The 18,953-nt window shown below is 66.1% G+C and carries 32 protein-coding genes and 2 tRNA genes; 24 read left to right on the top strand and 10 right to left on the bottom strand.

Annotated elements, in window-relative coordinates:
- Nucleotides 1-187: 187 nt before the first annotated feature.
- The 6 genes from SPYCA_RS14430 to SPYCA_RS14405 form a co-directional block, all read right to left on the bottom strand.
- Nucleotides 188-2,791, bottom strand: coding sequence for a DNA methyltransferase (locus SPYCA_RS14430; RefSeq protein ID WP_120221487.1), 2,604 nt, complete (start codon nt 2,789-2,791; stop codon nt 188-190).
- Nucleotides 2,791-3,564 (bottom strand): hypothetical protein, encoded by a 774-nt coding sequence (locus SPYCA_RS14425; RefSeq protein ID WP_146625153.1) that lies wholly within the window; start codon nt 3,562-3,564, stop codon nt 2,791-2,793. The genes SPYCA_RS14430 and SPYCA_RS14425 overlap by 1 nt, the downstream gene beginning before the upstream one ends.
- Nucleotides 3,565-3,566: 2 nt before the next feature.
- Nucleotides 3,567-3,836: a DUF2312 domain-containing protein gene (locus SPYCA_RS14420; RefSeq protein WP_120221483.1), complete on the bottom strand. Its 270-nt coding sequence runs from the start codon at nt 3,834-3,836 to the stop codon at nt 3,567-3,569.
- Nucleotides 3,837-3,903: 67 nt separating this feature from the next.
- Nucleotides 3,904-4,368: a hypothetical protein gene (locus tag SPYCA_RS14415; RefSeq protein ID WP_146625152.1), complete on the bottom strand. Its 465-nt coding sequence runs from the start codon at nt 4,366-4,368 to the stop codon at nt 3,904-3,906.
- A 149-nt stretch (nt 4,369-4,517) separates the two neighbouring features.
- Nucleotides 4,518-4,589 (bottom strand) — tRNA-Met (locus SPYCA_RS14410).
- Nucleotides 4,590-4,604: 15 nt separating this feature from the next.
- Entirely contained in the window at nt 4,605-4,805 is a 201-nt protein-coding gene (locus tag SPYCA_RS14405) for a helix-turn-helix domain-containing protein (protein ID WP_120221479.1), read from the bottom strand.
- Between the two features lie 96 nt (nt 4,806-4,901).
- Between SPYCA_RS14405 and SPYCA_RS14400 the strand changes: the two genes are divergently transcribed.
- From SPYCA_RS14400 to SPYCA_RS14285, 24 genes are all read left to right on the top strand, one after another.
- Nucleotides 4,902-5,612 carry an XRE family transcriptional regulator gene (locus SPYCA_RS14400; RefSeq protein WP_172595091.1) on the top strand — a complete coding sequence of 237 codons (711 nt, stop codon included), beginning with the start codon at nt 4,902-4,904 and terminating at the stop codon, nt 5,610-5,612.
- Between the two features lies 1 nt (nt 5,613).
- Nucleotides 5,614-5,829 (top strand): hypothetical protein, encoded by a 216-nt coding sequence (locus SPYCA_RS14395; protein ID WP_120221475.1) that lies wholly within the window; start codon nt 5,614-5,616, stop codon nt 5,827-5,829.
- Between the two features lie 3 nt (nt 5,830-5,832).
- Nucleotides 5,833-6,231 carry an HIRAN domain-containing protein gene (locus SPYCA_RS14390; protein WP_120221473.1) on the top strand — a complete coding sequence of 133 codons (399 nt, stop codon included), beginning with the start codon at nt 5,833-5,835 and terminating at the stop codon, nt 6,229-6,231.
- Between the two features lie 103 nt (nt 6,232-6,334).
- Nucleotides 6,335-6,460, top strand: a complete 126-nt coding sequence (locus SPYCA_RS19725; protein ID WP_269462426.1) for a hypothetical protein — start codon at nt 6,335-6,337, stop codon at nt 6,458-6,460.
- Between the two features lie 29 nt (nt 6,461-6,489).
- Nucleotides 6,490-6,675 carry a hypothetical protein gene (locus tag SPYCA_RS14385; protein ID WP_146625151.1) on the top strand — a complete coding sequence of 62 codons (186 nt, stop codon included), beginning with the start codon at nt 6,490-6,492 and terminating at the stop codon, nt 6,673-6,675.
- Nucleotides 6,672-6,965: a hypothetical protein gene (locus tag SPYCA_RS14380; RefSeq protein WP_120221469.1), complete on the top strand. Its 294-nt coding sequence runs from the start codon at nt 6,672-6,674 to the stop codon at nt 6,963-6,965. The genes SPYCA_RS14385 and SPYCA_RS14380 overlap by 4 nt, the downstream gene beginning before the upstream one ends.
- Nucleotides 6,966-6,967: 2 nt before the next feature.
- Nucleotides 6,968-7,303 carry a hypothetical protein gene (locus SPYCA_RS14375; protein WP_120221467.1) on the top strand — a complete coding sequence of 112 codons (336 nt, stop codon included), beginning with the start codon at nt 6,968-6,970 and terminating at the stop codon, nt 7,301-7,303.
- On the top strand, nt 7,303-7,656 hold the full coding sequence (locus SPYCA_RS14370; protein ID WP_120221465.1) for a hypothetical protein: 354 nt from the start codon (nt 7,303-7,305) through the stop codon (nt 7,654-7,656). Before SPYCA_RS14375 ends, SPYCA_RS14370 begins: the two co-directional genes overlap by 1 nt.
- Complete coding sequence (locus tag SPYCA_RS14365; RefSeq protein ID WP_120221463.1) at nt 7,653-8,093, top strand: hypothetical protein; 441 nt, start codon at nt 7,653-7,655, stop codon at nt 8,091-8,093. The genes SPYCA_RS14370 and SPYCA_RS14365 overlap by 4 nt, the downstream gene beginning before the upstream one ends.
- Nucleotides 8,090-8,533: a hypothetical protein gene (locus SPYCA_RS14360; protein WP_120221461.1), complete on the top strand. Its 444-nt coding sequence runs from the start codon at nt 8,090-8,092 to the stop codon at nt 8,531-8,533. Before SPYCA_RS14365 ends, SPYCA_RS14360 begins: the two co-directional genes overlap by 4 nt.
- Nucleotides 8,530-9,114: a J domain-containing protein gene (locus SPYCA_RS14355; RefSeq protein ID WP_120221459.1), complete on the top strand. Its 585-nt coding sequence runs from the start codon at nt 8,530-8,532 to the stop codon at nt 9,112-9,114. The genes SPYCA_RS14360 and SPYCA_RS14355 overlap by 4 nt, the downstream gene beginning before the upstream one ends.
- Complete coding sequence (locus SPYCA_RS14350; RefSeq protein ID WP_120221457.1) at nt 9,111-9,350, top strand: hypothetical protein; 240 nt, start codon at nt 9,111-9,113, stop codon at nt 9,348-9,350. The genes SPYCA_RS14355 and SPYCA_RS14350 overlap by 4 nt, the downstream gene beginning before the upstream one ends.
- Complete coding sequence (locus SPYCA_RS14345) at nt 9,347-9,616, top strand: hypothetical protein (RefSeq protein ID WP_197715348.1); 270 nt, start codon at nt 9,347-9,349, stop codon at nt 9,614-9,616. Before SPYCA_RS14350 ends, SPYCA_RS14345 begins: the two co-directional genes overlap by 4 nt.
- Nucleotides 9,617-9,832: 216 nt before the next feature.
- Nucleotides 9,833-10,051 (top strand): conjugal transfer protein TraR, encoded by a 219-nt coding sequence (locus SPYCA_RS14335; RefSeq protein WP_120221453.1) that lies wholly within the window; start codon nt 9,833-9,835, stop codon nt 10,049-10,051.
- Nucleotides 10,044-10,433: a hypothetical protein gene (locus SPYCA_RS14330; RefSeq protein ID WP_120221451.1), complete on the top strand. Its 390-nt coding sequence runs from the start codon at nt 10,044-10,046 to the stop codon at nt 10,431-10,433. The genes SPYCA_RS14335 and SPYCA_RS14330 overlap by 8 nt, the downstream gene beginning before the upstream one ends.
- A 9-nt stretch (nt 10,434-10,442) precedes the next feature.
- Nucleotides 10,443-10,694, top strand: a complete 252-nt coding sequence (locus SPYCA_RS14325; protein WP_120221449.1) for a hypothetical protein — start codon at nt 10,443-10,445, stop codon at nt 10,692-10,694.
- Nucleotides 10,687-11,274, top strand: coding sequence for a hypothetical protein (locus SPYCA_RS14320; protein ID WP_120221447.1), 588 nt, complete (start codon nt 10,687-10,689; stop codon nt 11,272-11,274). The genes SPYCA_RS14325 and SPYCA_RS14320 overlap by 8 nt, the downstream gene beginning before the upstream one ends.
- Nucleotides 11,271-11,489, top strand: a complete 219-nt coding sequence (locus SPYCA_RS14315) for a hypothetical protein (protein WP_120221446.1) — start codon at nt 11,271-11,273, stop codon at nt 11,487-11,489. Before SPYCA_RS14320 ends, SPYCA_RS14315 begins: the two co-directional genes overlap by 4 nt.
- Complete coding sequence (locus SPYCA_RS14310) at nt 11,486-12,259, top strand: hypothetical protein (RefSeq protein WP_120221444.1); 774 nt, start codon at nt 11,486-11,488, stop codon at nt 12,257-12,259. Before SPYCA_RS14315 ends, SPYCA_RS14310 begins: the two co-directional genes overlap by 4 nt.
- Nucleotides 12,256-12,843 carry a DUF1643 domain-containing protein gene (locus SPYCA_RS14305; RefSeq protein WP_120221442.1) on the top strand — a complete coding sequence of 196 codons (588 nt, stop codon included), beginning with the start codon at nt 12,256-12,258 and terminating at the stop codon, nt 12,841-12,843. The genes SPYCA_RS14310 and SPYCA_RS14305 overlap by 4 nt, the downstream gene beginning before the upstream one ends.
- Nucleotides 12,840-13,253 carry a hypothetical protein gene (locus SPYCA_RS14300; RefSeq protein WP_146625149.1) on the top strand — a complete coding sequence of 138 codons (414 nt, stop codon included), beginning with the start codon at nt 12,840-12,842 and terminating at the stop codon, nt 13,251-13,253. The genes SPYCA_RS14305 and SPYCA_RS14300 overlap by 4 nt, the downstream gene beginning before the upstream one ends.
- On the top strand, nt 13,246-13,479 hold the full coding sequence (locus tag SPYCA_RS14295; RefSeq protein WP_120221438.1) for a hypothetical protein: 234 nt from the start codon (nt 13,246-13,248) through the stop codon (nt 13,477-13,479). The genes SPYCA_RS14300 and SPYCA_RS14295 overlap by 8 nt, the downstream gene beginning before the upstream one ends.
- On the top strand, nt 13,467-14,624 hold the full coding sequence (locus SPYCA_RS14290) for a tyrosine-type recombinase/integrase (protein WP_120221436.1): 1,158 nt from the start codon (nt 13,467-13,469) through the stop codon (nt 14,622-14,624). The genes SPYCA_RS14295 and SPYCA_RS14290 overlap by 13 nt, the downstream gene beginning before the upstream one ends.
- Entirely contained in the window at nt 14,624-14,932 is a 309-nt protein-coding gene (locus SPYCA_RS14285; protein WP_120221435.1) for a hypothetical protein, read from the top strand. The genes SPYCA_RS14290 and SPYCA_RS14285 overlap by 1 nt, the downstream gene beginning before the upstream one ends.
- Before the next feature lie 22 nt (nt 14,933-14,954).
- Here the strand turns inward: SPYCA_RS14285 and SPYCA_RS14280 are convergent.
- The 4 genes from SPYCA_RS14280 to SPYCA_RS19615 all read right to left on the bottom strand — a co-directional run bounded on the left by SPYCA_RS14280 (nt 14,955) and on the right by SPYCA_RS19615 (nt 18,948).
- Nucleotides 14,955-15,030 (bottom strand) — tRNA-Glu (locus SPYCA_RS14280).
- A 104-nt stretch (nt 15,031-15,134) separates the two neighbouring features.
- Nucleotides 15,135-16,901 (bottom strand): single-stranded-DNA-specific exonuclease RecJ, encoded by a 1,767-nt coding sequence (recJ, locus tag SPYCA_RS14275; protein ID WP_120221433.1) that lies wholly within the window; start codon nt 16,899-16,901, stop codon nt 15,135-15,137.
- A complete protein-coding gene (locus SPYCA_RS14270; protein ID WP_232003336.1) occupies nt 16,898-18,421 on the bottom strand; it encodes a PH domain-containing protein in 1,524 nt (507 codons plus the stop codon). The genes recJ and SPYCA_RS14270 overlap by 4 nt, the downstream gene beginning before the upstream one ends.
- Nucleotides 18,418-18,948: a PH domain-containing protein gene (locus SPYCA_RS19615; RefSeq protein WP_232003334.1), complete on the bottom strand. Its 531-nt coding sequence runs from the start codon at nt 18,946-18,948 to the stop codon at nt 18,418-18,420. The genes SPYCA_RS14270 and SPYCA_RS19615 overlap by 4 nt, the downstream gene beginning before the upstream one ends.
- Nucleotides 18,949-18,953: the final 5 nt, after the last annotated feature.

Raw genomic sequence — 18,953 nt, 5'->3', positions numbered from 1 at the left:
ATTCGCGACAGAAATGCAGGCCCGCGCACTTCAACTCCAGGCCATCGTTCTGGCGATTCGCGCGTCGGCTTTCCGGGCGCGCCATAGTCCGGCCGGACTTCGACTGAGATGCGATCAAAGCGTGTGCCGACCCTCGCCGAGGTCAGCGGGCCGATATCGGCGAGCGGCAATTCCGGTTCTGCGAGCATCAGGCCGCCTCCTCCATGTCGAGCAGGTCGAACAGCGACGGCACGGCAATCTCGCGCTCGGTCGCGGCGAGATAGGCGCAGCTGTCGCGGAAATAATCGGGGTTGAGCTCGCTGCCCGCGCCCCGGCGCCCCTTCATGATCGCGCGCATGGGCACCGTCCCAAGCCCGCAAAAGGGATCATAAACGAGCTCACCCTTCATGCTGAAGCGGTCGATCAGCCGATCGACGATATCGAACTGGAGCGGGCAGACATGCTTTTCCCGGTTCGCCGCGACCTGAAGCTGGTTCAGCGTCTTCATCCGGATGACATCATCCCACACATCGGGGTGATGGCTGCCCGGCGCGAGCGACATGAAGGTGCGGGGCAGATGACCCCGGCCGTCGTTCTTGTCGCGCGCCTCAATCGTCTCGCCGATCGCGATGTGCGCCGCGGCGTCATAGATCATCTCGCGGCTTTCGGTCGTGAACGCCTTGACCAGCGGGCCGACACCCATTTCGGCGAAGCGCGGGGCATGTTCGGCGAGCTCGGACGGTGTGAGCGGCCTGTCGCCCGACGATCGCCAAAAGGCGTGGGCGTCGATCTGCCACTGCGCCAGGCTGTAATCGCTGGCATCCTTCGCGACTGGCGTATCGGCGTAGCCCCTGCTGCGGTCGCTCTGCGGCTTGCGCATCAGCAGGATATATTCGGGGCTGCCGGCGCCCATCTTGGTGCCGTCCTTCAGCATCTCCGAATAGCTGAGGCGATAGGTCTGGTTGTTCTCGCGCACGACGTCGGTGACGACGGTGATCATGCCCATGAACTGGAAGCCGTGTTGCTGATAGTGAAACAGCGTCTTGGCGTGGAAGGGATTGACCGTCGGCACGCCCTCGCCGGTGACGGCGCCGAACAGGATCCGGTCCTTCACATGGATGCAGGCGAGCCGGCCGGGCGCGAGCGCGCGGTAGAGCTCGGGCGTCAGATAATCCATCTGCGCGAAGAAATGCGCGTCGTCGTCGGTGTGGCCGAAGTCGTTATAGCTCGGCGTATATTCATAGTGATTGCTGAAGGGGATCGACGTGACGATCAGGTCGAGACTGTCATCGGCGAGCAGCTTGGCCTCTTCGACGCAGTCGTTATGCGCGAGCGTCCAGCCCGCCCCCGACACCTCGGCGCGCTCGACACCGATGCTGCGGCTGGCGAGGTCGGCCGCCGCGGCGTGGTTGAGGCCGTAGCGCCGGATGATCGCGCTCATGCGCGCGGTGAGCTCTTCGTGCAGCGCCCACTTTTCGAGCAGGTCGCGGCGGACCTCCTCTTCGGTTTCGGCATAGATGCAGTCGACGATGACCGGCTCGGTTTGCCCGAAACGCTGGACGCGGAAGATCGCCTGGATGAAGTCGTTGAACTTGTGGCCGATGCCCGCGAAAATCTCGCGGTGGCAGTGACGCTGGAGGTTGGTACCGGAGCCGAGCATCACCGGCTTCGCGGCGAGATCCTTTATGCGACCCTCGCTGAAGTCGGCTACAATCGCTTCGCGCGCGTCGAGATTCTGCGAGCCATAGACCGCGGCGATCTTATCGCGGCCGGGCACTTCGAGCGCCTCGATTGCGCGCCGCTCGTCCTCGAGGTCGTGCCAGATCAGGAAATGATCCGAGGGATCGGCCGCCATGATCTCGGCGGCCTTGGCGATGCGCGCATCCATCGTGCGGCGTTTCTCGCGGCTGGCCTCGACGACGCCGACAGCATAGTCGCGGATCAGGCGCTGCTGCCCGTTGCTGTCGGCGCCGGCGTCGCTGATATCGGTTTCGACGCAGTGCCAGCGCACCTCGATCGGCGGCAGGTCATAGCCTTCGTCGCTGAAACCGAGGTCGCTCGGCTTCTGGACGAACACGCCCCAGCTGTTGAGCCAGAGGAAGAATTCGTCTTCCTTGTGCGGGTAGAGCTGGAGGTCGTTCGCTTTCTCGCTGTTGCGCTGGAAAAAGCGGGTCAGCGCCTGCCCGGTGTCCATGACGCCGAGGAACCCGGCATAGTGGATCAATTCCTTGTAGCGGTTCGGCGAGGGCGTGGCGGTCGCGACGAAGCGATAAGGCACCGCCTCGAACAGGGGCAGGAACTCCTGGAACGTCTTGCTGCCATAGCTGCGCAGGATCGATGCTTCGTCCAGGCTGGCGACGCGAAACCGGCTGACCGTGATCTTGCCTTCGCGCACGCTCTCGTAATTCGTGAGGAAAATGCCGCCGTCATCGCCGCTGGCCTCAATCTCGGCGTCCGATTTGACGAACCGGACGTCGATGCCAAGCAGCGCGGCATCCTTCATGAACTCCATCCGGACGCCGAGCGGGCAGACAATCAGCGCGTCGGGCATGAAGCCTTCCAGCGCCGCCAGCTTTTTCAGGATAATGTCGCATATCAGCAACTGCTGGATCGATTTACCCAGCCCGAATGCTTCGAACAGGGCACGTCGCCCGCCCTCGACCGCCCAGCGCACGATATGACGCTGATGATCCTTGATGGGGCGCCCGTCGAGCAGGTGCGTCGGCACCTCGTCGAGCGTACACGGCAGCCCCGCGAGCGGCGCGGCGGGCATCTTTGCTTCGAGGAAGCTGCGGTAATTCTCGGCGGCCATCAGTGCCTCACAAATTCAACGGTGCGGTTCATGGTCCAGCAGAGGCCGCAGGTGCCGCAGCACTCGGTTGCGTCGGACTGGGCGGGACAGAGAACGTGCTGGCTGTCGGCGGCGTGATCGATGACTAGGCTGCCGAGCCCCTCTTCGTCGGTGCCGGAGAAGCGGATCCTGCAGCGGTCATGGAAGTCGAAGTCGAGCGCGAGCACGGCCCCGCCGATCTCGCTCTCCATAGCGTGCGCGGTGAAGCCGAAGATGCGCAACGCGTCGTTACGAGCCAGCATCAGGCGCCAGAAGCCGACATATTCAGTGCTGTAGAAGTCGCCGAGCACATGCAGGCGCACCACGAACCCGGCCGGGTGCCGCTCCGCCAGCGCCTCGATCTCGAAGGCGAGGCCCGTCATTAGCCAGCCGTCATCGCGCAGGCGCTGCGCATAGGGCATGCCGTTGCCGTAGCAACTGCGCCATTCCTTGCAGCTGCGCGGGCAGGTGGCGCGCTCTTCGAGTGTCAGGGTGAAGATCGGCATGCCGCGCCAGCGGCCCTTGGTCACCGCCTTGCCGATCTTGCGGCTGTTGTGCCCGCTTGTCAGCAGGTTCTTGACGCGGGGATGATCCTGCTCGTTGACCGTCGTGGGAAAGATGGTCCGAGCCTCGACGACCGCGGGATGATCCGCCGCCAGCACGATCGCGCGGCGCGCACCCTTCGGCTTGACGTGCCGCCGTAGCGGGCCGCCGGACGGCAAGTGCCGGGGCTTGTGGACGCGGGCCTCGGGCATGATTACGCCGCCGTGGCGAGAGGCAGGTTCAGCTGCAAACCGACCGCGTTGCAATAGACTTCGAGCACCGCTTCCATCTCGGCGCGGTCGTGGGGGTTCATCTTGCGCAACTTGATCAGCTTGCGGACAAGCCTGGTGTCATACCCCTGCGATTTCATCTCGCTGTAGGTGTCGCGGATATCGTCGCCGACGCCCTTCTTTTCCTCCTCGAGCCGTTCGATGCGCTCGATGAAAAGGCGCAACTGTTCGTCCGAAACCGTGGCTTCGCTCATGGTTCATGCTCCAATGTTCGCCCCCTCGACAGGAGCCGTGTGGGACCATCGCGGGGAAATGGGCCTGTCAGCGCAGGGCCGATCCGCTCCCCGCGATGGAATTGATGATCGGGCCGAGCTCGAAGGCGTCGTTCGAAAGGCGGTTGAGGCTGACGTGCGACAGATGGCCGTCAGCGAGCGCTTCGGCTCCGTTCGCTGCAAAGCGGGCGCACGCCGCGACGGCATGACGCACCGTCGTGTCGAGCTCGACGCGCAGCGGCGCCGTGACGAAGCCCATGCGGCGGGCTATGCGCTGGAAAGCCGCGGGCGGCAGCGCCGAAAAGATACGCATCGCCGTGTCGAGCGGCATCATCGGGCCGTCGGGCTCGACGTAACTGCGCAGGCGCCGCTCCCAGGTGTCGACATGACCTTCGCCGTTCCACGTGGAATCGGCGAGGGCCGACCAGCTGACCGTCCGGCCGTGGCCGACGAAGTGCCGCAGGACATCGCGGACAAGGGCTTTTACAGCCTCGTTGGAAAATTCGGGCGTCATTTCCATTGGATGAGGCGCGGCCGCCCGGCATCTGATCGTCCATGGAACAGGATGACGAAAAACGGCACGGCGGGGCCGAGGTTGTGGGGGGAGGGAGCCCCGCCGTGCCTGCCCGGAGCGCCGGGGGGGCGAAACGCTCCGGGGATGGGTTGCAGGGGCGGGATTCGAACCCGCGACCCCCGGGGTATGAACCCGGTGCGCTGCCGCTGCGCCACCCTGCGAGAACCGGTGAAACATCAGGCCGCATCCTCCGCGAGGATGAGCTCGGCCTCGGTAACCGCGCCGTCCGACCAGGCCGCGATCTTGACCGCGAGCGGGAGGCTGGGCTGGCGTTGCCGATAGGCGATCTTGCGAATCGTGCTCTCGGCCTCATCCAGCTGCGCCGCAGCTTCTGGCATGGTGAGCCCCTTGGCCTTGATGTGTTCGAGCAGCGTCATGCGCCCAATATGCCCAATTTGGGCACATCGTCAAACACAAAATGTGCCCAACCTGTCCTCTATACGAAAGCTGCCCAACAGGGGCACAAGAAACGCATGGCGAACAACCGAATAGCCGAGCTTCGAAAAGCGAAGGGACTGACGCAGGAGCAGCTTGCGGAGGCGATCGGCACGACGATCAACAACCTCGGTAAGCTCGAGCGCGGCGCCCGGCGGCTCAATCAGGACTGGATCGACCGGATCAGCGCGGCGCTCGGGTGCCCGCCCGACGAACTGATACGGGCATCGCCAAACTTCATGCCGCCATCGGGCCAGCGCGAAGAGGCGCGGCCGCTCGACATGGCGCGCGCGCCCGACCAGATGCCTACGCGCAGCGCGTACCATGACGCGGGCCCGGTGCAGCTGCGCAGGGTCGACCTCGAGCTCGCGATGGGCGACGGTACCAGCCTCGAAGACTGGATCGAGGAACAGCCCTATGATTTCGACGCGACCAAGCTGCGCGAGATTACCACGACGCCGCCGCGGCGCCTGCTCATCGGCAAGGGGATCGGCGACAGCATGGAGCCGACGATCGGTAGCCATGACGATGTCATGATCAACCTCGACGAGGCGGAGCTAGGCCGCTTCGACGGGATCTACGCGCTGACGATCGAGGGCGCCGGCGCGATCAAGCGTCTCTCGCCCGCGGGCTCCGGCATGATCGAGGTGATTTCCGACAATCCGAACCATGCAAACCGCGTGCGCACCTTCCCGCGCAGCGCGATCAAGATCATCGGCCGCATCATGTGGTCGGCCAGGAGACACTGATATGACCGACACCGTCTGGGGTATTATCTTCGTCGCCTATGTGCTCGCGGCGCTGCCGATCATGGGCATGGGGAACGGCGCCGAGCAGCGGCCGCAGGGGCTCCCCGGCTCGACGAACGTCGCGTCCTATGACGCGCGCGAGAAGCGCTTTCACAAGGTCATGGCACTGTGGATCGCAGGCCTGTTTGCCCTTACCGCGGTCTGGGCATATTTATAGGGCGTGCCTGCCCAGATCACCCTGCCGATCGTCGGCTCCGAACATCCGAACAAGAGCCCGAAGGCACCGACGCGCCTGTTCGCGATCGGCTTGTGCGTGCGCGGCGAGCCGGTGAAGCTGCGGCCCGAGCCCGACAATCCCTACGACGAGCATGCAATCGCGGTTGACAACACCGGCGGCATGATGATGGGCTATATCCCCGCGAACCGGGCGGTTTACGTGGGGATGCAGATCCGGCGCGGTTCGGCCGCGGCAATCTTTCAGGGCCGCACCGATCGCGGCGGTTTCATCCGAATCGCCTTCGACGGCGAGGAGCCCGTGCTGCCGCCCGAACCGGCCGACCAGCGTGTCGATGACGACTGGCAGCCCGACCCGGAATATCCCGACGACTGGGGCGCTTAGGGCATATATGCCCGCATAGGGCATTTTATGGATTGACACATGCCCAATCAGGGCACATTATTCCGGCCGTAGGGCACATCAGGTGCCCACGCCGGAGGTCACTATGCTGTCTGCTCATGAGCATCCCGATACCGCCGAGGTGACGTTCGACGTCACCCTCGCCAAGATCGCGATCGCATTCAGCTTCCTGACGATCATCGTCCCGGCCGCCGCGGCGGTGCTGCGGTGACGGGCGGCCTGCAAACCATCGACGCGTGCATGCGCAGCGCCGTGACCGATCTCGCCGAACGGCCCGTCGATGTCGCCGACCTTGCGCACGAGACGGTGACCGCCGTCGTCGCGCACCGCGACGGCTACCGGCTGTGCTTTGCCAGCGGGACGGTGATCCACGTCAACCGCGGCAACACCTTCGACGTCGCCGGCAATCCGGTGATCGAGCCATGATCGACAACGCCAACCGCCTCTACGCGCTCGACCTGCTTCACCGCGCCGGCACCGCCTATGACGCCCGCGATATTAGCGTGATCGCGTCGATCCTGCCGCTGATCGAAGCCGATGTCGCGGAATGGATCGACCCTGTCGACAGCCCGAACTTCAGCCTCGCGGACGAGATTCGCCGCGGCGCTCACCGCCCTAATTCCGAACCCCCCGGCTCCTTGACCTCGCGACCGGGACAACCTGCCGCCGCCCCCGCAACCGTCCACGCGGGTGGCGGCGGACCTTCTGGAGATTGATGATGCCCACCGACCCCAATGTCGAAAACATGGTCCGTGTCGACGAAGCGCAGATGCAGCTGTCGTTCGAACTCTGCGACGAATTCCGCAAAACAATTTTTGCGCGCATCGGCGAGGCGGACGATCCGCGCGACCTGATCGCGATCGGCATGACTGCGGCCATCATGTTCGCCGGAATGCAGGCCGGACACCTGATCGCGATGGGCGACTATGTCGAATCGCCCGAGCTCAATCAGCAACTGTCGCAGATGCTCGAGACGAACTTCCCGCTCGGCATCCATTTCGGGAAGCTTCACGCGGAGCGCCAGATCGCCGCGCTCGAAGGCGAGATGAACTGATGCCCTTCTTCACCAAGAAGCCGGTCCGTATCGAAGCCGTGCAGTTTCTGCGCGTCGAACCGGCGAGCGGCAACGCAGTCTTCGCTGGCGATGAGGCGCCCGACGCGACGTGGCCGACCTGGCTGATCGACGCGCTGTGCAAGCAGTCGTGGCAGGAAGGCGCCATGTGGGTGACCGCAATCGGGCGCGCGGACGGCGAATTCAACACGCTGCATATCCGCACGCTCGAAGGCATCATGACCGTCAGCCCGAACGACTGGGTTATTCGCGGCGTGCAGGGTGAGCTCTACCCCTGCAAGCCCGACATTTTCGCCGCGACCTATGACGAGGTCATAGAGGAAGCGGCATCATGAAGGGCGCCGACCAGTGCCCGAAATGCGGGAGCCGCGCGACGATCGACGTCGATGCGCCGAGCCCGAAGGGCTTCTATTCGCGCGAGGTTCGCGTCTGCCGTAACTGCCAGACAATCTGGGAGCCGTTCGAACCGGCCGACATGTTCGATCCGACCGAACGGCTCGCGAGCTTCAGCGAGCCGTGCAACAATTGCGCCTTCCGTCCCGGCTCGCCCGAGCAGGAGGACAAGGAAGAATGGAAGAAGACGATCGCGGCGCTCAAGGCTGGCGGCCAATTCTTCTGCCATAAGGGTGTGCCGATCGACATCCAGAACGCGAACGGCTTTGCCTACCCCGAGGATGGCAAGAACCCGCGCAAGATGCGCCTTTGCCGCGGCTACCTCAATATGTGGAGAGCCAACATCGCCAAGGAGATGGCGGCGGAGGAAGTCGCATGACCGCCCGCGCCGACCTTAAACTGCGCGAGGCCGAAGACCTACGCGCGCGCCTCATCGCCGAGGGCCGCCACCGCGATGCCGAGATTATCCGGTCGCTCGCCGCCACCTATCGGGCATCGCGGCAGGCTAACGCGCTGCTCCACGCCGACAACCAGGCGTTGAAGGCGGGGATGCCCGACGGCGGTACCATCGACATGGATTATCCGGCGCGCGCCCGCGCGAAGATCGCCGAGATCCATGCCGCGCTCCCGGCCGACGCCACTTACAGCATGCGCGTCAGCGCGCTGAAGCGCGGCTATCCCTTCGGCGAGCGCCGTTTCTGGCCCTACCAGGCGTGGCTCCAGGAGCGCGCCAAGTATCTGCGCCAGTATGACCCCGAAACCCCGCTCGGGCCGCTGCTCGACGGCGTGATCTTTCCTTTTCAGACGAGGGCAGCATGACAACGATCCCCCCCTATCCGTTGACTTGGCCCGACGGGCTACCGCGCACCGAGCGGAAGGCGCACAGCCAGTTCAAGACCGGGCTGTCGACCGCGATCAACAATGTGACAAAGTCCCTCGCAGCCTTCGCTTCCGACACTGGCAAGGCGGTTTCCGAGATCGCGGTGACCAGCAATGTCGCGGGCATCGCGTTCGAGCCGCCGAAAGATGTCGGTGTGGCGGTTTGGTTCGATTGGGAGGGGCAACAGCGTTGCATCGCGGTCGACCGCTATCCCAAGGTCGAGGACAATCTGCAGGCGATCCACCATATTCTTGAGGCCCGACGCACGGAAATGCGGCACGGCGGGCTCCATATCGTCCGGCAGACGTTCAAGGGCTTCGTCGCCCTGCCGGCGCCCGAGGGCGCGAAGCCGTGGCGGGAGGTACTTGATCTACGCCAGGCGAATGTAACCGCGAGCGACATCAAGGCGCGTTATCGCGAGCTCGCGCAGACCGAACATCCCGACAAGCCGGGCGGCAGCAAGGACAAGATGGCCGCGCTCACCCGCGCGCGCGACGAAGCGCTGGCGGCAATCGCGTGACCGGCCGCCCGACCCGCGAAGACCTGCAGCACCAGGTCGACACCTTCAACGCCCGGTACCCGATCGGCCAGCGCGTCACGCTGCGCAAAGACGACGGCAGCGACGTCGACACCCACACGCGCGCCCGCGCCGCCATCCTGTCCGGCCACTCGGCCGTGATCTGGCTGGAGGGCGTTAAGGGCTGCTATCTGCTCGACCGCGTCACGCCGGTCGAGAGTGGCGAGGTGGCGGCATGAGCCGCACCGACGAAGCCCGCCAGGTCATCGCGCAGGTCCACGCCACGCTCCCGGCCGATATCAGCTTTGCCGACCGGCGCCGGGCGATCCGCGACGCATATCCCTTCGGCGAGCGCGCCTACTGGCCCTACAAGGCATGGGGCAAGGCGCAGCGCGAGTATCTCGCGAAATACGACCCGAAGGCGCCCCCGCCGCCGCTCCTGCGCGACATGATGCGCGAGGCGAACCCCGACATCACCTTTCCCTTTGCAGACGGTGCAGCGTGAAGACGATCCCTATCCCGGTCCCTGAAGGCCGCACGCCGATGGTCGCGCTTTGCGGCGCGAGCGACTGCGAACACGTCTGGGTCGCCCTATGGCTGCCCATGGAGATGCTGCTCGCCGCTGCTGTCATGAAATCTCTCCGCTGCCCTCTGTGCGGGAACCCCCACCCGAAACTCTGCGACAGCGGACACGCGGCCCAACTGAAAGTGACCGAAGCAGATGGCTGACACCGCCGACTTCGCAGCAACGCTCGCCGATGCCCACCTCGAGCGATCGATCATCGCCGCCCGCGCGCCTGTCCCGGCCGGCGCGCCCGGCGAGTGCGCTCAATGCGGCGAGGATATGCCCCGCTTAGTCGAAGGGCGCTGCGGTTTCTGCCGTGGCGGGCGGGCGCCGCCGCCCAGCTGGTACGAGGCAAGGGAGGCGACCAATGGCTGAGGCACATAGCTACCTGCTCGTTAAGCGCGGCCTCTATTATCGCCCCAACAATAGCGGTTACACCGGCTTCAAAGAGCGTGCGGGGCGCTATCCAGAATCCGACGCCGACGAAGCATCTGGAGTTACGGCGGTTCACGAGGACGAAGCCGACGAGATCGCGCCGAAGTGTTTCGACGATCTTGCCCGCGACTATCTCAACGAGAAGCTGTCGACGCTTCGCAAGGAAAACGCGGACCTGAAGGCGCAGGGCGAGCGCCAGTCGTCGACTATCGAGATCCATCACCAGAATTTCGACGCGATCTACGAGCGCGCCTGCCGGGAAACCGGCGAGTTCGCCGAGTGGGTCCGCAGCATCACGCACCCGGAGGCGGAGCAACGATAGGAGATTTTCATGACGGACCTGCAATTTACCGACCGATACTCGGCCCTCGGAATGGCACCGCCCGATCCCGCCACAATGTGCAACGGGCAGTGCGAAGGAACCGGGGTTTATCCGATCCACAAAGACGATGATTCGTTGACGGAAGCGGAGCGCGCCGCTTGGGCCGCAGCTGAGGAAGCGGCACCAGACGATGACGGCTGGCACTTCATCAAGTGCGCAGACTGCAACGGTACCGGCAAGAGCGCAGCCGCCCATGGCTGACGCGGTCAACTTCCCCGGCAGCAACTTCACCTTCACGGCGCCGCCCGAGCGCGACGACGTGCGGGACCTGCACACCTTCCGCCAGCCCGGCGGCCCCTGCAATGTCAGCTGCTGGGAATTGCGGCCCGAGGAGCTCGACGAGGTCAACCGCACCGGCAAGGTCTTCCTGTCGGTGATGTCGGGCTTGAGCTTCTACCCGGCGTTTGTGGGCAGCGAGAGCGTCGTCAGGAGCGTTGTCGTCGATTACGGCAAGGTGTGGGACCGCGGCGATGTCGTATCGTGCGCCCCGCCCGCCGGCGGGCTGCCCCGCGCGCTGTTCGCGGCAAACTTCATCGCGACCGAAGACGTTTCGATCATCGATGAGAAATGGGAGGAGTGGAACGATTCCCGGCGCAGGGCCCGCATCCAGGCGGCATGCGCGCGTGGCTACGCGCTTTCGCCCCTTGCGATCGCGCGCGCCGTGGCGGCGATGACGCCCCTCGTCAGCGAGGACATGGACGAAAACATGCGCCGCGCCTGGCTGGCCGATCTCGCCGTCGAGGCGATCAACGCCGCTTTGCAGGATGGAGAACGAGCATGAAGATCGCCCTCTACATCGAGGACGGCCTCGAACAGATCGTGCTCACCCCCGAATCCGACACGGAGCGCGGCATCATCGGGAAGCTCCACGACGGAAGCCGCGAGCTCACCATCAAGCAGGGCTCGTTTTACGAATGCCAGGGCGGCTGGGTGCGGCAGTCGAAGAACGAAGACAGCACGATGATCGTGCTGCGGGCGAAGGAACCGATGGCATGAGGGCCGCGGATATCCGCGCCGCGCTGTCGAGGAAGTTCTGCGCGCCTGAATATGCCCTGTTCTTCGAGGTCGGCGACGCCACGGGCGGCCGCGCGCGGCGCTGGGCGGATGCCGTCGCGATGGGCCTATGGCCCTCCCGCGGGCTCTCCCTGTCCGGATTCGAGATCAAGGTCAGCCGTCAGGACTGGGTGAAAGAGATGCGCCAGCCGGCGAAGGCCGAGGCGATCGCCCGCTATTGCTCGCAATGGTGGATGGTCACCGCGCCGGGACTGATCAAGGAAGGCGAGCTCCCCGAGCTATGGGGGCATTTCGAGCTTCACCCCAACGGACTGCGCGTCATCAAGCCGGCGCCGATCACCGAGGCGGTGCCGATATCGCGCGAATTCCTCGCCGCGCTGCTCCGCCGCGCCAGTGAGCTCGACCGCAAGATCGAGCGCGAAGCGATCGAGAAGGCCATAGCGCGCGACGAGGAGACGACGAAACAGCGGATCGAGAACGAAGTCGAGTTCCGCGTCCGCCGAGCCGAGGACAAGGCGAAAGATGCGCACGAGAAGCTCCAGGCGATCTACGACGCTTGCGGGCTGGAGCCGCACGAGGTCAGCCGCATGTTCGGCGGCGACAACTTCGCCCGCGCCGTCGGCATGGTCCACCGGCTCGGCGTCGCGAAGACCTATGGCGGCTTGGCTGACTTGGCGAAGAAGGTCCGGCCGCTCGCCGATTCGATCGACACGTTCATGGCCGCGATCTCGGACAATGAGGCGGCGGCATGACAGAAGCTGTCACCCCTGCCGTCGATCTCTTCGGCGAGCCGGTCATGCGTCGCACTGCCTTCTTCCCCGCGCCGGGCGTTCGGCGCACGCTCGGCCGCCGCTGGGGACCGGGGCCGATCGCTTGCATGATCGGCTGCAACCCGTCGGATGCAGGCGGGGATCGCGATGACCCGACCTCGCGTTGGTGGATTCACTGGTGCCAGCATTATGGTTTCGGCGGCTTCGACGCGGTCAACTTTTACAGCTTCGTCGCGAGCGCTCCCAAGGTTTGCCGCGAACGGGTGCGAAATGCTTTCGGTGGCTATTGGCACGACCGCGACGAGCTATTCGCGAACCGCGATCACGTCGCGCGCGTCGCGAAGGCAGCGGATCAAGTTTTCGTCTGCTTCGGCAACATCGCCAACGAGATCGACTGGGAATGGAATGAAAGCGTCATCGAGGAAATCCAGACCGGTGTCGCGCCGCAACCTGACCTATGGTGCTGGGGGACGACGAAGAGCGGCGCCCCTACGCACCCGATGGCGCGCGGCAAGCATCGCATCGATCCACTCGCCGCGCCGATCCTATGGAGGGCGGCGCATTGAGCTACGTTCGCTGGAGCACCCCGCTCGCCCTTCCCGAAGGTGTCAGCGCGATCGAATTCTTCGTGCGGGGCGACCTTTACTGGGATGTGCCGACATCCGATTTCCATATCTACGATCACGTCGACGGTTTCGTGTCGGTGAACGTCGCAGGAAATCGGCACCGGCCGAGCCGACCTTTCACGGGTCAGAAGGTCATTGACGTCGACCCGAAAACGAAGCTCGGCAAAGGCAATCCGGAATGGTTTGCTTGGCTCGACGCGAATCGGGAGCCGATCGACCATCCTGCGGCGGGGCAGACCTTCGAGTTCACCGACATGGCCGACGCGATCGCCAAGGTCGAGGAACTGATTGGCGAAGGCTTCCTCGCCCCCGACTGGCTGCTCGATGACATGCGAGCCGGCTATGGGTAAGCACGCCACCATCGCAGCAATAACGCCCCGCCTGGTCGACGAGGAGACGGCTGCGGCGTATGTCGGCCGTGGCCGCACCAAATTCCGCGAAGACGTGGCGAAGCGGCTCCTGCCCTCGCACAGCGACACGAACGGCAATGTGAAGCTGTGGGACATCCGGCTGCTCGACGCCTATATTGACCGCCGCAGCGGTTTCGGTGACACCTCGACGGGATGGGACGCTTGAACATCCCCGGTGTCTGCCAGAAAAAGGGCAGCTTCTATCGCCGCTTCCGCTACTATGACGAGGCGGGGAAGCGGAAGGATCTCTACGTCAAGCTTCCGGCGCCGACCGACCCGCGCTTCGCGATCGAGCTCGACCGGGTCAACCGCGAATATGCCACGGCGCCCGAATCGCGCGACACGCCCGAGCCCGGCAGCTTCTGGGCGCTGGCGACTGCCTTCCGCACCGCGCTCGCCGCCGGCTGGACGAAGAAGCAGCGCAAGCGCAAGAAGCGCGAGGGCCAGCCGGAAAAGGGCATCAAGCCTTATTCGCCGAGCACCCTCGCCAATTATCTGCGCTACGTCGCGATGTTCGAGGATCCGGACTTCATCTACGAAAACCAGAAGACGAAGAAGCGCACCGCGGTGCGCGACCTCGACGTGAAGGGCATCCGGCCGGTCCATATCCACGAGCTCCGCGACGGGCTGGCGAGCACGCCGGGCAAGGCGAACGTCTGGCTCACCGTCCTGAAACTGATGCTCACCTATGCCACCGAGCGCGACTGGCGGGCCGACAATCCCGCGGCGGACATCGCCCCGCTGCCGATCGGCGAGCACGAACCATGGCCCGCCACCGTGCTCGAGGAGGCGAAGGCCGAGGCGAGCCAGATGCTCTGGCTGGCGATCGCCACCGGGCTTTGCAGCGGCCAGCGTATCAGCGACGTGATTCGCATCCATCACAGCTGGCTGAAGACGGGCATCATGTCGCTGTCCCAGTTCAAGACCGATGTCGACGCCAGCGTGCCCGTGCACCCGCTCTGGCGCGAGGAGATCGACAAGCTGCCCAAGAAGGCCGTCACCGTGCTCTACGACCGCAGCGGCCGCCCCTTCAGCAGCGAAGAGGCGATCCAGTCGCAGATCCGGCGCATGATGAAGAAGCTGGGCCACGTCGATTCGCAGGGGCAGGCGCTCTACACCTTCCACGGCCTGCGCAAGAACGCGTGCTGCTACCTGCTCGAAACCGGCCTCAGCGACACCGACGTCGGCGCGATCCTCGGCATGACGCCCGAGACGGTCCGCCACTACGGCAAGCGCGCCCGCGCGCTGACGATCGCCCAGGGCGCCGCGGCAAAGATGACGGCCGTGCCCTTCTCGAAGATGGGACGATAATGAGCATTTTTGAACACCACGCCGCCGAGCAGCTCGCAGCGCTCGCCGAGCAGCTTTGCCGACAGGCCGCGTCGAAGGGCGAGGGCTATCGCATCTTCATTTCAAATCCCGAGCCCGAGAACGACGTGCGCGGGTTTCGTTATCGATTCGACACGAAGATCCTTGAGCCAGGCGAGCCTGCTCCCGGTTCGGGCATCATCTACGGGCCTTGGCCGAGCGACATTATCGAGCGCGCAAATCAGGCGCTGGGGGAACCCGTGGGGGAACTGCTGGGGGAACCGACCATATCGGTGACGCCACCGCTATGATCAAACGGCGGATATCCGCCGATGGTGACCCCTACGGGACTCGAACCCGTGTTTTCGCCGTGAAAGGGCGACGTCCTAGACCGCTAGACGAAGGGGCCGTCTGATCGGTGAAGCGGCGCCTTAGACGCGCCTTCCCGCGCGGTCAAGCGTGCGACGGCCGGTGCGGCGCAAAAATGTTGCGCGGGCGCGCGGGCGCGCGGACTCAGTCGGCCCAGGCGGCATCCTCCAGGTGCAGCTCGGCGGCGGGGCGGCTGCCCCAATCGTCGCGTTTCGCCCGGCCCGCGAGCCACAGCTTGCGTCCGCGCGCGCCGAGCAATGTCTGCCCCAGCACCGTTTCGGCGCTGCGAAAGGCGACCGCCTTGAACCGCGCGCCGTCGTCGCCCGCGACGATCAGCCGGACGTGATCGGCGCCGACGATCCCCGATTCGACGATTCGTACCGGCCCGGTCGCGACGCGCGGCGCGGGCCAGCCGGCGCCATAGGGGCCCGCGCTCTCGATCGCGTCGCACCACAGCCGCGAAATGCCGCGCGGCGCCAGCACGGCGTCGATCAGCAACGACCGCTCGCCGCTCGCGCGCTCGACGTCCGCCGCGAGCCGGTCGTTCAGGAAAGCGCCGAGCGCGTCGATCTGCTCCGCCGCGACGGTAAGCCCCGCCGCCATCGCATGACCGCCGCCCGCGACGAGCAGTCCCGTCTCCTTGGCAGCGAGGATCGCCGCGCCCAGATCGACCCCGCTGATCGAGCGGCCCGATCCCTTTCCGACGCCCTCCTCGTCGACCGCGATGACGACCGCGGGACGGTGCAGCCGTTCCTTCAGCCGCCCGGCGACGATGCCGATCACGCCGGGGTGCCAGCCTTCACCGGCAACGACCGCCACGGGCGCATTGCCGCACGCAGCACTCGCCGCCAGCGCCTCGTCGAGCACGGCTGCTTCGATCGCGCGGCGCTCCTCGTTGAGGCGGCACAATTGCTGCGCGATGTCGGCGGCTTCCTGCGGGTCGTCGGTGGTCAGCAGGCGGACGCCAAGGTCCGACTTGCCGACGCGCCCGCCCGCGTTGATCCGCGGGCCGAGAGCAAAGCCCATGTCGCTTGCGCCCGGCGGCTTGGTGAGCCTTGCCGCGTCCATCAGCGCAGCGAGGCCGATATTGCCGCGCCGCGCCATCACCTTCAGTCCCTGCGTCACCAGCGCGCGGTTGAAGCCGGTGAGCCGCGCGACATCGGCGACGGTGCCCAATGCGACCAGATCGAGCAGGTCGATCAGCGGCGGTTCGTCGCGGCTTGTGAAAAAGCCGCGCGCGCGCAGCGTGCGGAGCAGCGCCGCGCCGAGCAGGAAGGCGACGCCGACCGCCGCCAGATTGCCGTGGACCGCCGCCTCTGGCGCCTCGTCGAGCCGATTGGGGTTCACCAGCGCGAGCGCGGCGGGGAGGGCGGTCGCGCACTGGTGATGGTCGACGACGATCACCTCGACCCCCGCCGCATTGGCCTCGGCGATCGCGTCGAACGCCTGCGCGCCGCAATCGACGGTGACGACCAGCTTCGACCCCGCTTCGCCGATCCTGACCAGCGCCGCGCCCGACGGGCCATAGCCTTCCATCAGACGGTCGGGGATATAGGCGCCGACCGGCAGCCCGAGCGCGCGGAGCAGGCGGACGAGCAGCGCGGCCGATGTCGCGCCGTCGACGTCATAATCGCCGAAGATCGTCACCGCCTCGTGCCTTTCGACCGCATCGGCGAGCCGCGCGGCGGCGGCGTCCATGTCGCGGAACAAGGACGGGTCGGGCATGAAGCCGCGCAAGGTCGGGGTGCGCTGGCGCTCGAGGTCGTCGCGCGCAACCCCGCGCGCGAGCAGCAACTGTGTGACAAGGTCGTCGGGTGCCAGATTCTCGCCGACCATGTCGGCGCTCGCGCGCCGCCAGCGCCACGGCTGGCCCGCGATCGAGCGGGTGATGCCCAGCGCCGCCTCGCTCATCGCCGACTCCGTGCGGCGAGGATGCGCGTGCGCAGCGCGTGCGCGGTCGCCGCCGGGATCGCCGGAATCGCGTGCGCCGCAAGCGCGCTGCCCCCCGGCACGCCGAACACGAGCGTCGCCAGGCCGAGCGGGCGCTGGATGAAATCGCTCTTGAGGTCGATGCTTTGCACCGAAGCGTAAGGGAGCAGCGTCGTGTGCTGCGTCCACCAGCCGCGGCGGATGGCAAGCTGATCGTCCATCTCCGCCCAGCGATGAAAGCGCGCGCCGAACAGCGACGCGGCCGCGATCAATGTGCCTGCGGCGACCCCCAGCCCGCCGAGCGGCTGGCCGAACAGCATCGCGGTCAGCCCGCCGAGCGCCGCGAACAGCGCCCCGACCAGCCCGCCGAGCGCGACGACGCCGTGGCTCCGGTGCCAATCGGTCATCTCGTCGGGCCGCACGACGCCGACTTCGGCCAGCACGGGATCGATTTCGGCGAAGCGGCCAAAGGGAACGATCTGATGGTCGCGTTCCTTCTCGCCGTCGCTCGCGAGGCTCTGGAGCCTCAGTTCGTGCCAGCCGAAGCGGCGGCGAAACCAGCCGGTGATCAGGATCGCTGCCTGCACGCGGCGCACCGGCACCGCGACATCGGTGCGCGTCGTCAAGCCGCGCGTGCGGCGGAGCGTGCGCGGCTCGCGGGTCAGGCGAAAGTTCCAGTTGGCGAAAAACATCGTCGCGACGCCGCTCGCAAAGCCGATGAGCAGCAACGACGCCGCCGCGCCGATCCCCGCGACCCAGCGATGCGCGAGCAGCCATTGATCGAGCCCATAATCCTCGGCAAGGTCGATCCAGTCCATCGGGTTGAAGATGTTGAAATCGAACGGCAACAGCCCGTCGAAAAATTGCATCGCGGCGCCGACGACGGCGAGCGCGGCGAGCGAGAAATTGAACAGCCCGGCGACCAGCAGCCGTCGCGGCCCCATCGCGAAGAGCAGCCGGTCCGCGTCGGCGGCCGCGCTCTCCGGCGAATCGGAAACGGGCGCCGCGACCGCGCCGCTGCGATGCGCGCGGATCGCCCTGCGCAGCGCCTGCGCCGCGTCCAGTCCGATTGAATCGAGATGGGCGTCATTCTCCTGACCGCCCGCGCCCGTCTCGAACCCCACCCTCGCGATGCCGAGCGCGCGCGCGACGAGGCCCTGTTCGATGCTGACGTCCTGGATGCGGTCGAAGGGGATGGTGCGGTGCTGGCGCGCGAAAACGCCGCTTTCGATCGCCAGCTCGTCGTCGCCGACACGGAAGCGGAAGCGCAGCCACTGGAACCATGCGGTGACGAGCGACAGCAGCAGAAAGGCCAGAATCGCGGGAACGATCCACATCCAGTTGCCGGTAAAGCCCAGCGCCGCGACCGCGGGCAGGAGGTTGAGCGATCGGGGCCCCAGCCCGGCGATGGCGAGCGCGAGCGTTGCGGGGTGCAGCCGCTGCCAATCGGCCGCTTCGCCGCCTTCGCCGGTTTGGGAAATCGCGGTCGCGGCCTCGGTCATGTAAAATCGGTCTGGATATGGCGGCGGATCGTCTCGCGCATCGCCGCGGCAAGGTCGGCGGGCAGGCCGGGCAGCGTGACCGTGCTGTTGTGCGTCCCCGACGTGTGGACGATCAGGTGCGACAGGCCGAACCAGCGTTCGATCGGCCCCTGTCCGACGTCGATATGCTGGACGCGCACAAAGGGGACGATCGTGTCGGTACGGAAGAGCCAGCCGCGCGCGACGCGGAGCTGCCCATCGCCGATCCGGTAGCCCCAGCGCGACACGCGGCGCGCGGGATAGCCAAGGATGATGACGATCGCCGCGAGCCAGGCGAGCGCGGTGAGCAGGCCATAGGGGCCCTCGACATGCCGGATCAGCAGATAGTCGAGGACGCTGGCGCCGATTGCGAGCGGGATCAGGTTGAGCGCCGTCGCGATGCGCAGCACGCTGGCATAGGCGGGATCGACAGGGTCAAGCCCCTCGGCCGCGTTGAGCGCCTCGGCGTCGAAAGGATCGGTCGGGTGCGCGGCGGGGGTGTCGGTCATGCGCC

The sequence above is a fragment of the Sphingopyxis sp. FD7 genome (assembly GCF_003609835.1).
In the GTDB taxonomy this organism is placed as follows: domain Bacteria; phylum Pseudomonadota; class Alphaproteobacteria; order Sphingomonadales; family Sphingomonadaceae; genus Sphingopyxis.
The sequence above is the reverse complement of the archived record's forward strand: the minus strand, read 5'-3'. Positions and strand labels throughout refer to the sequence as shown.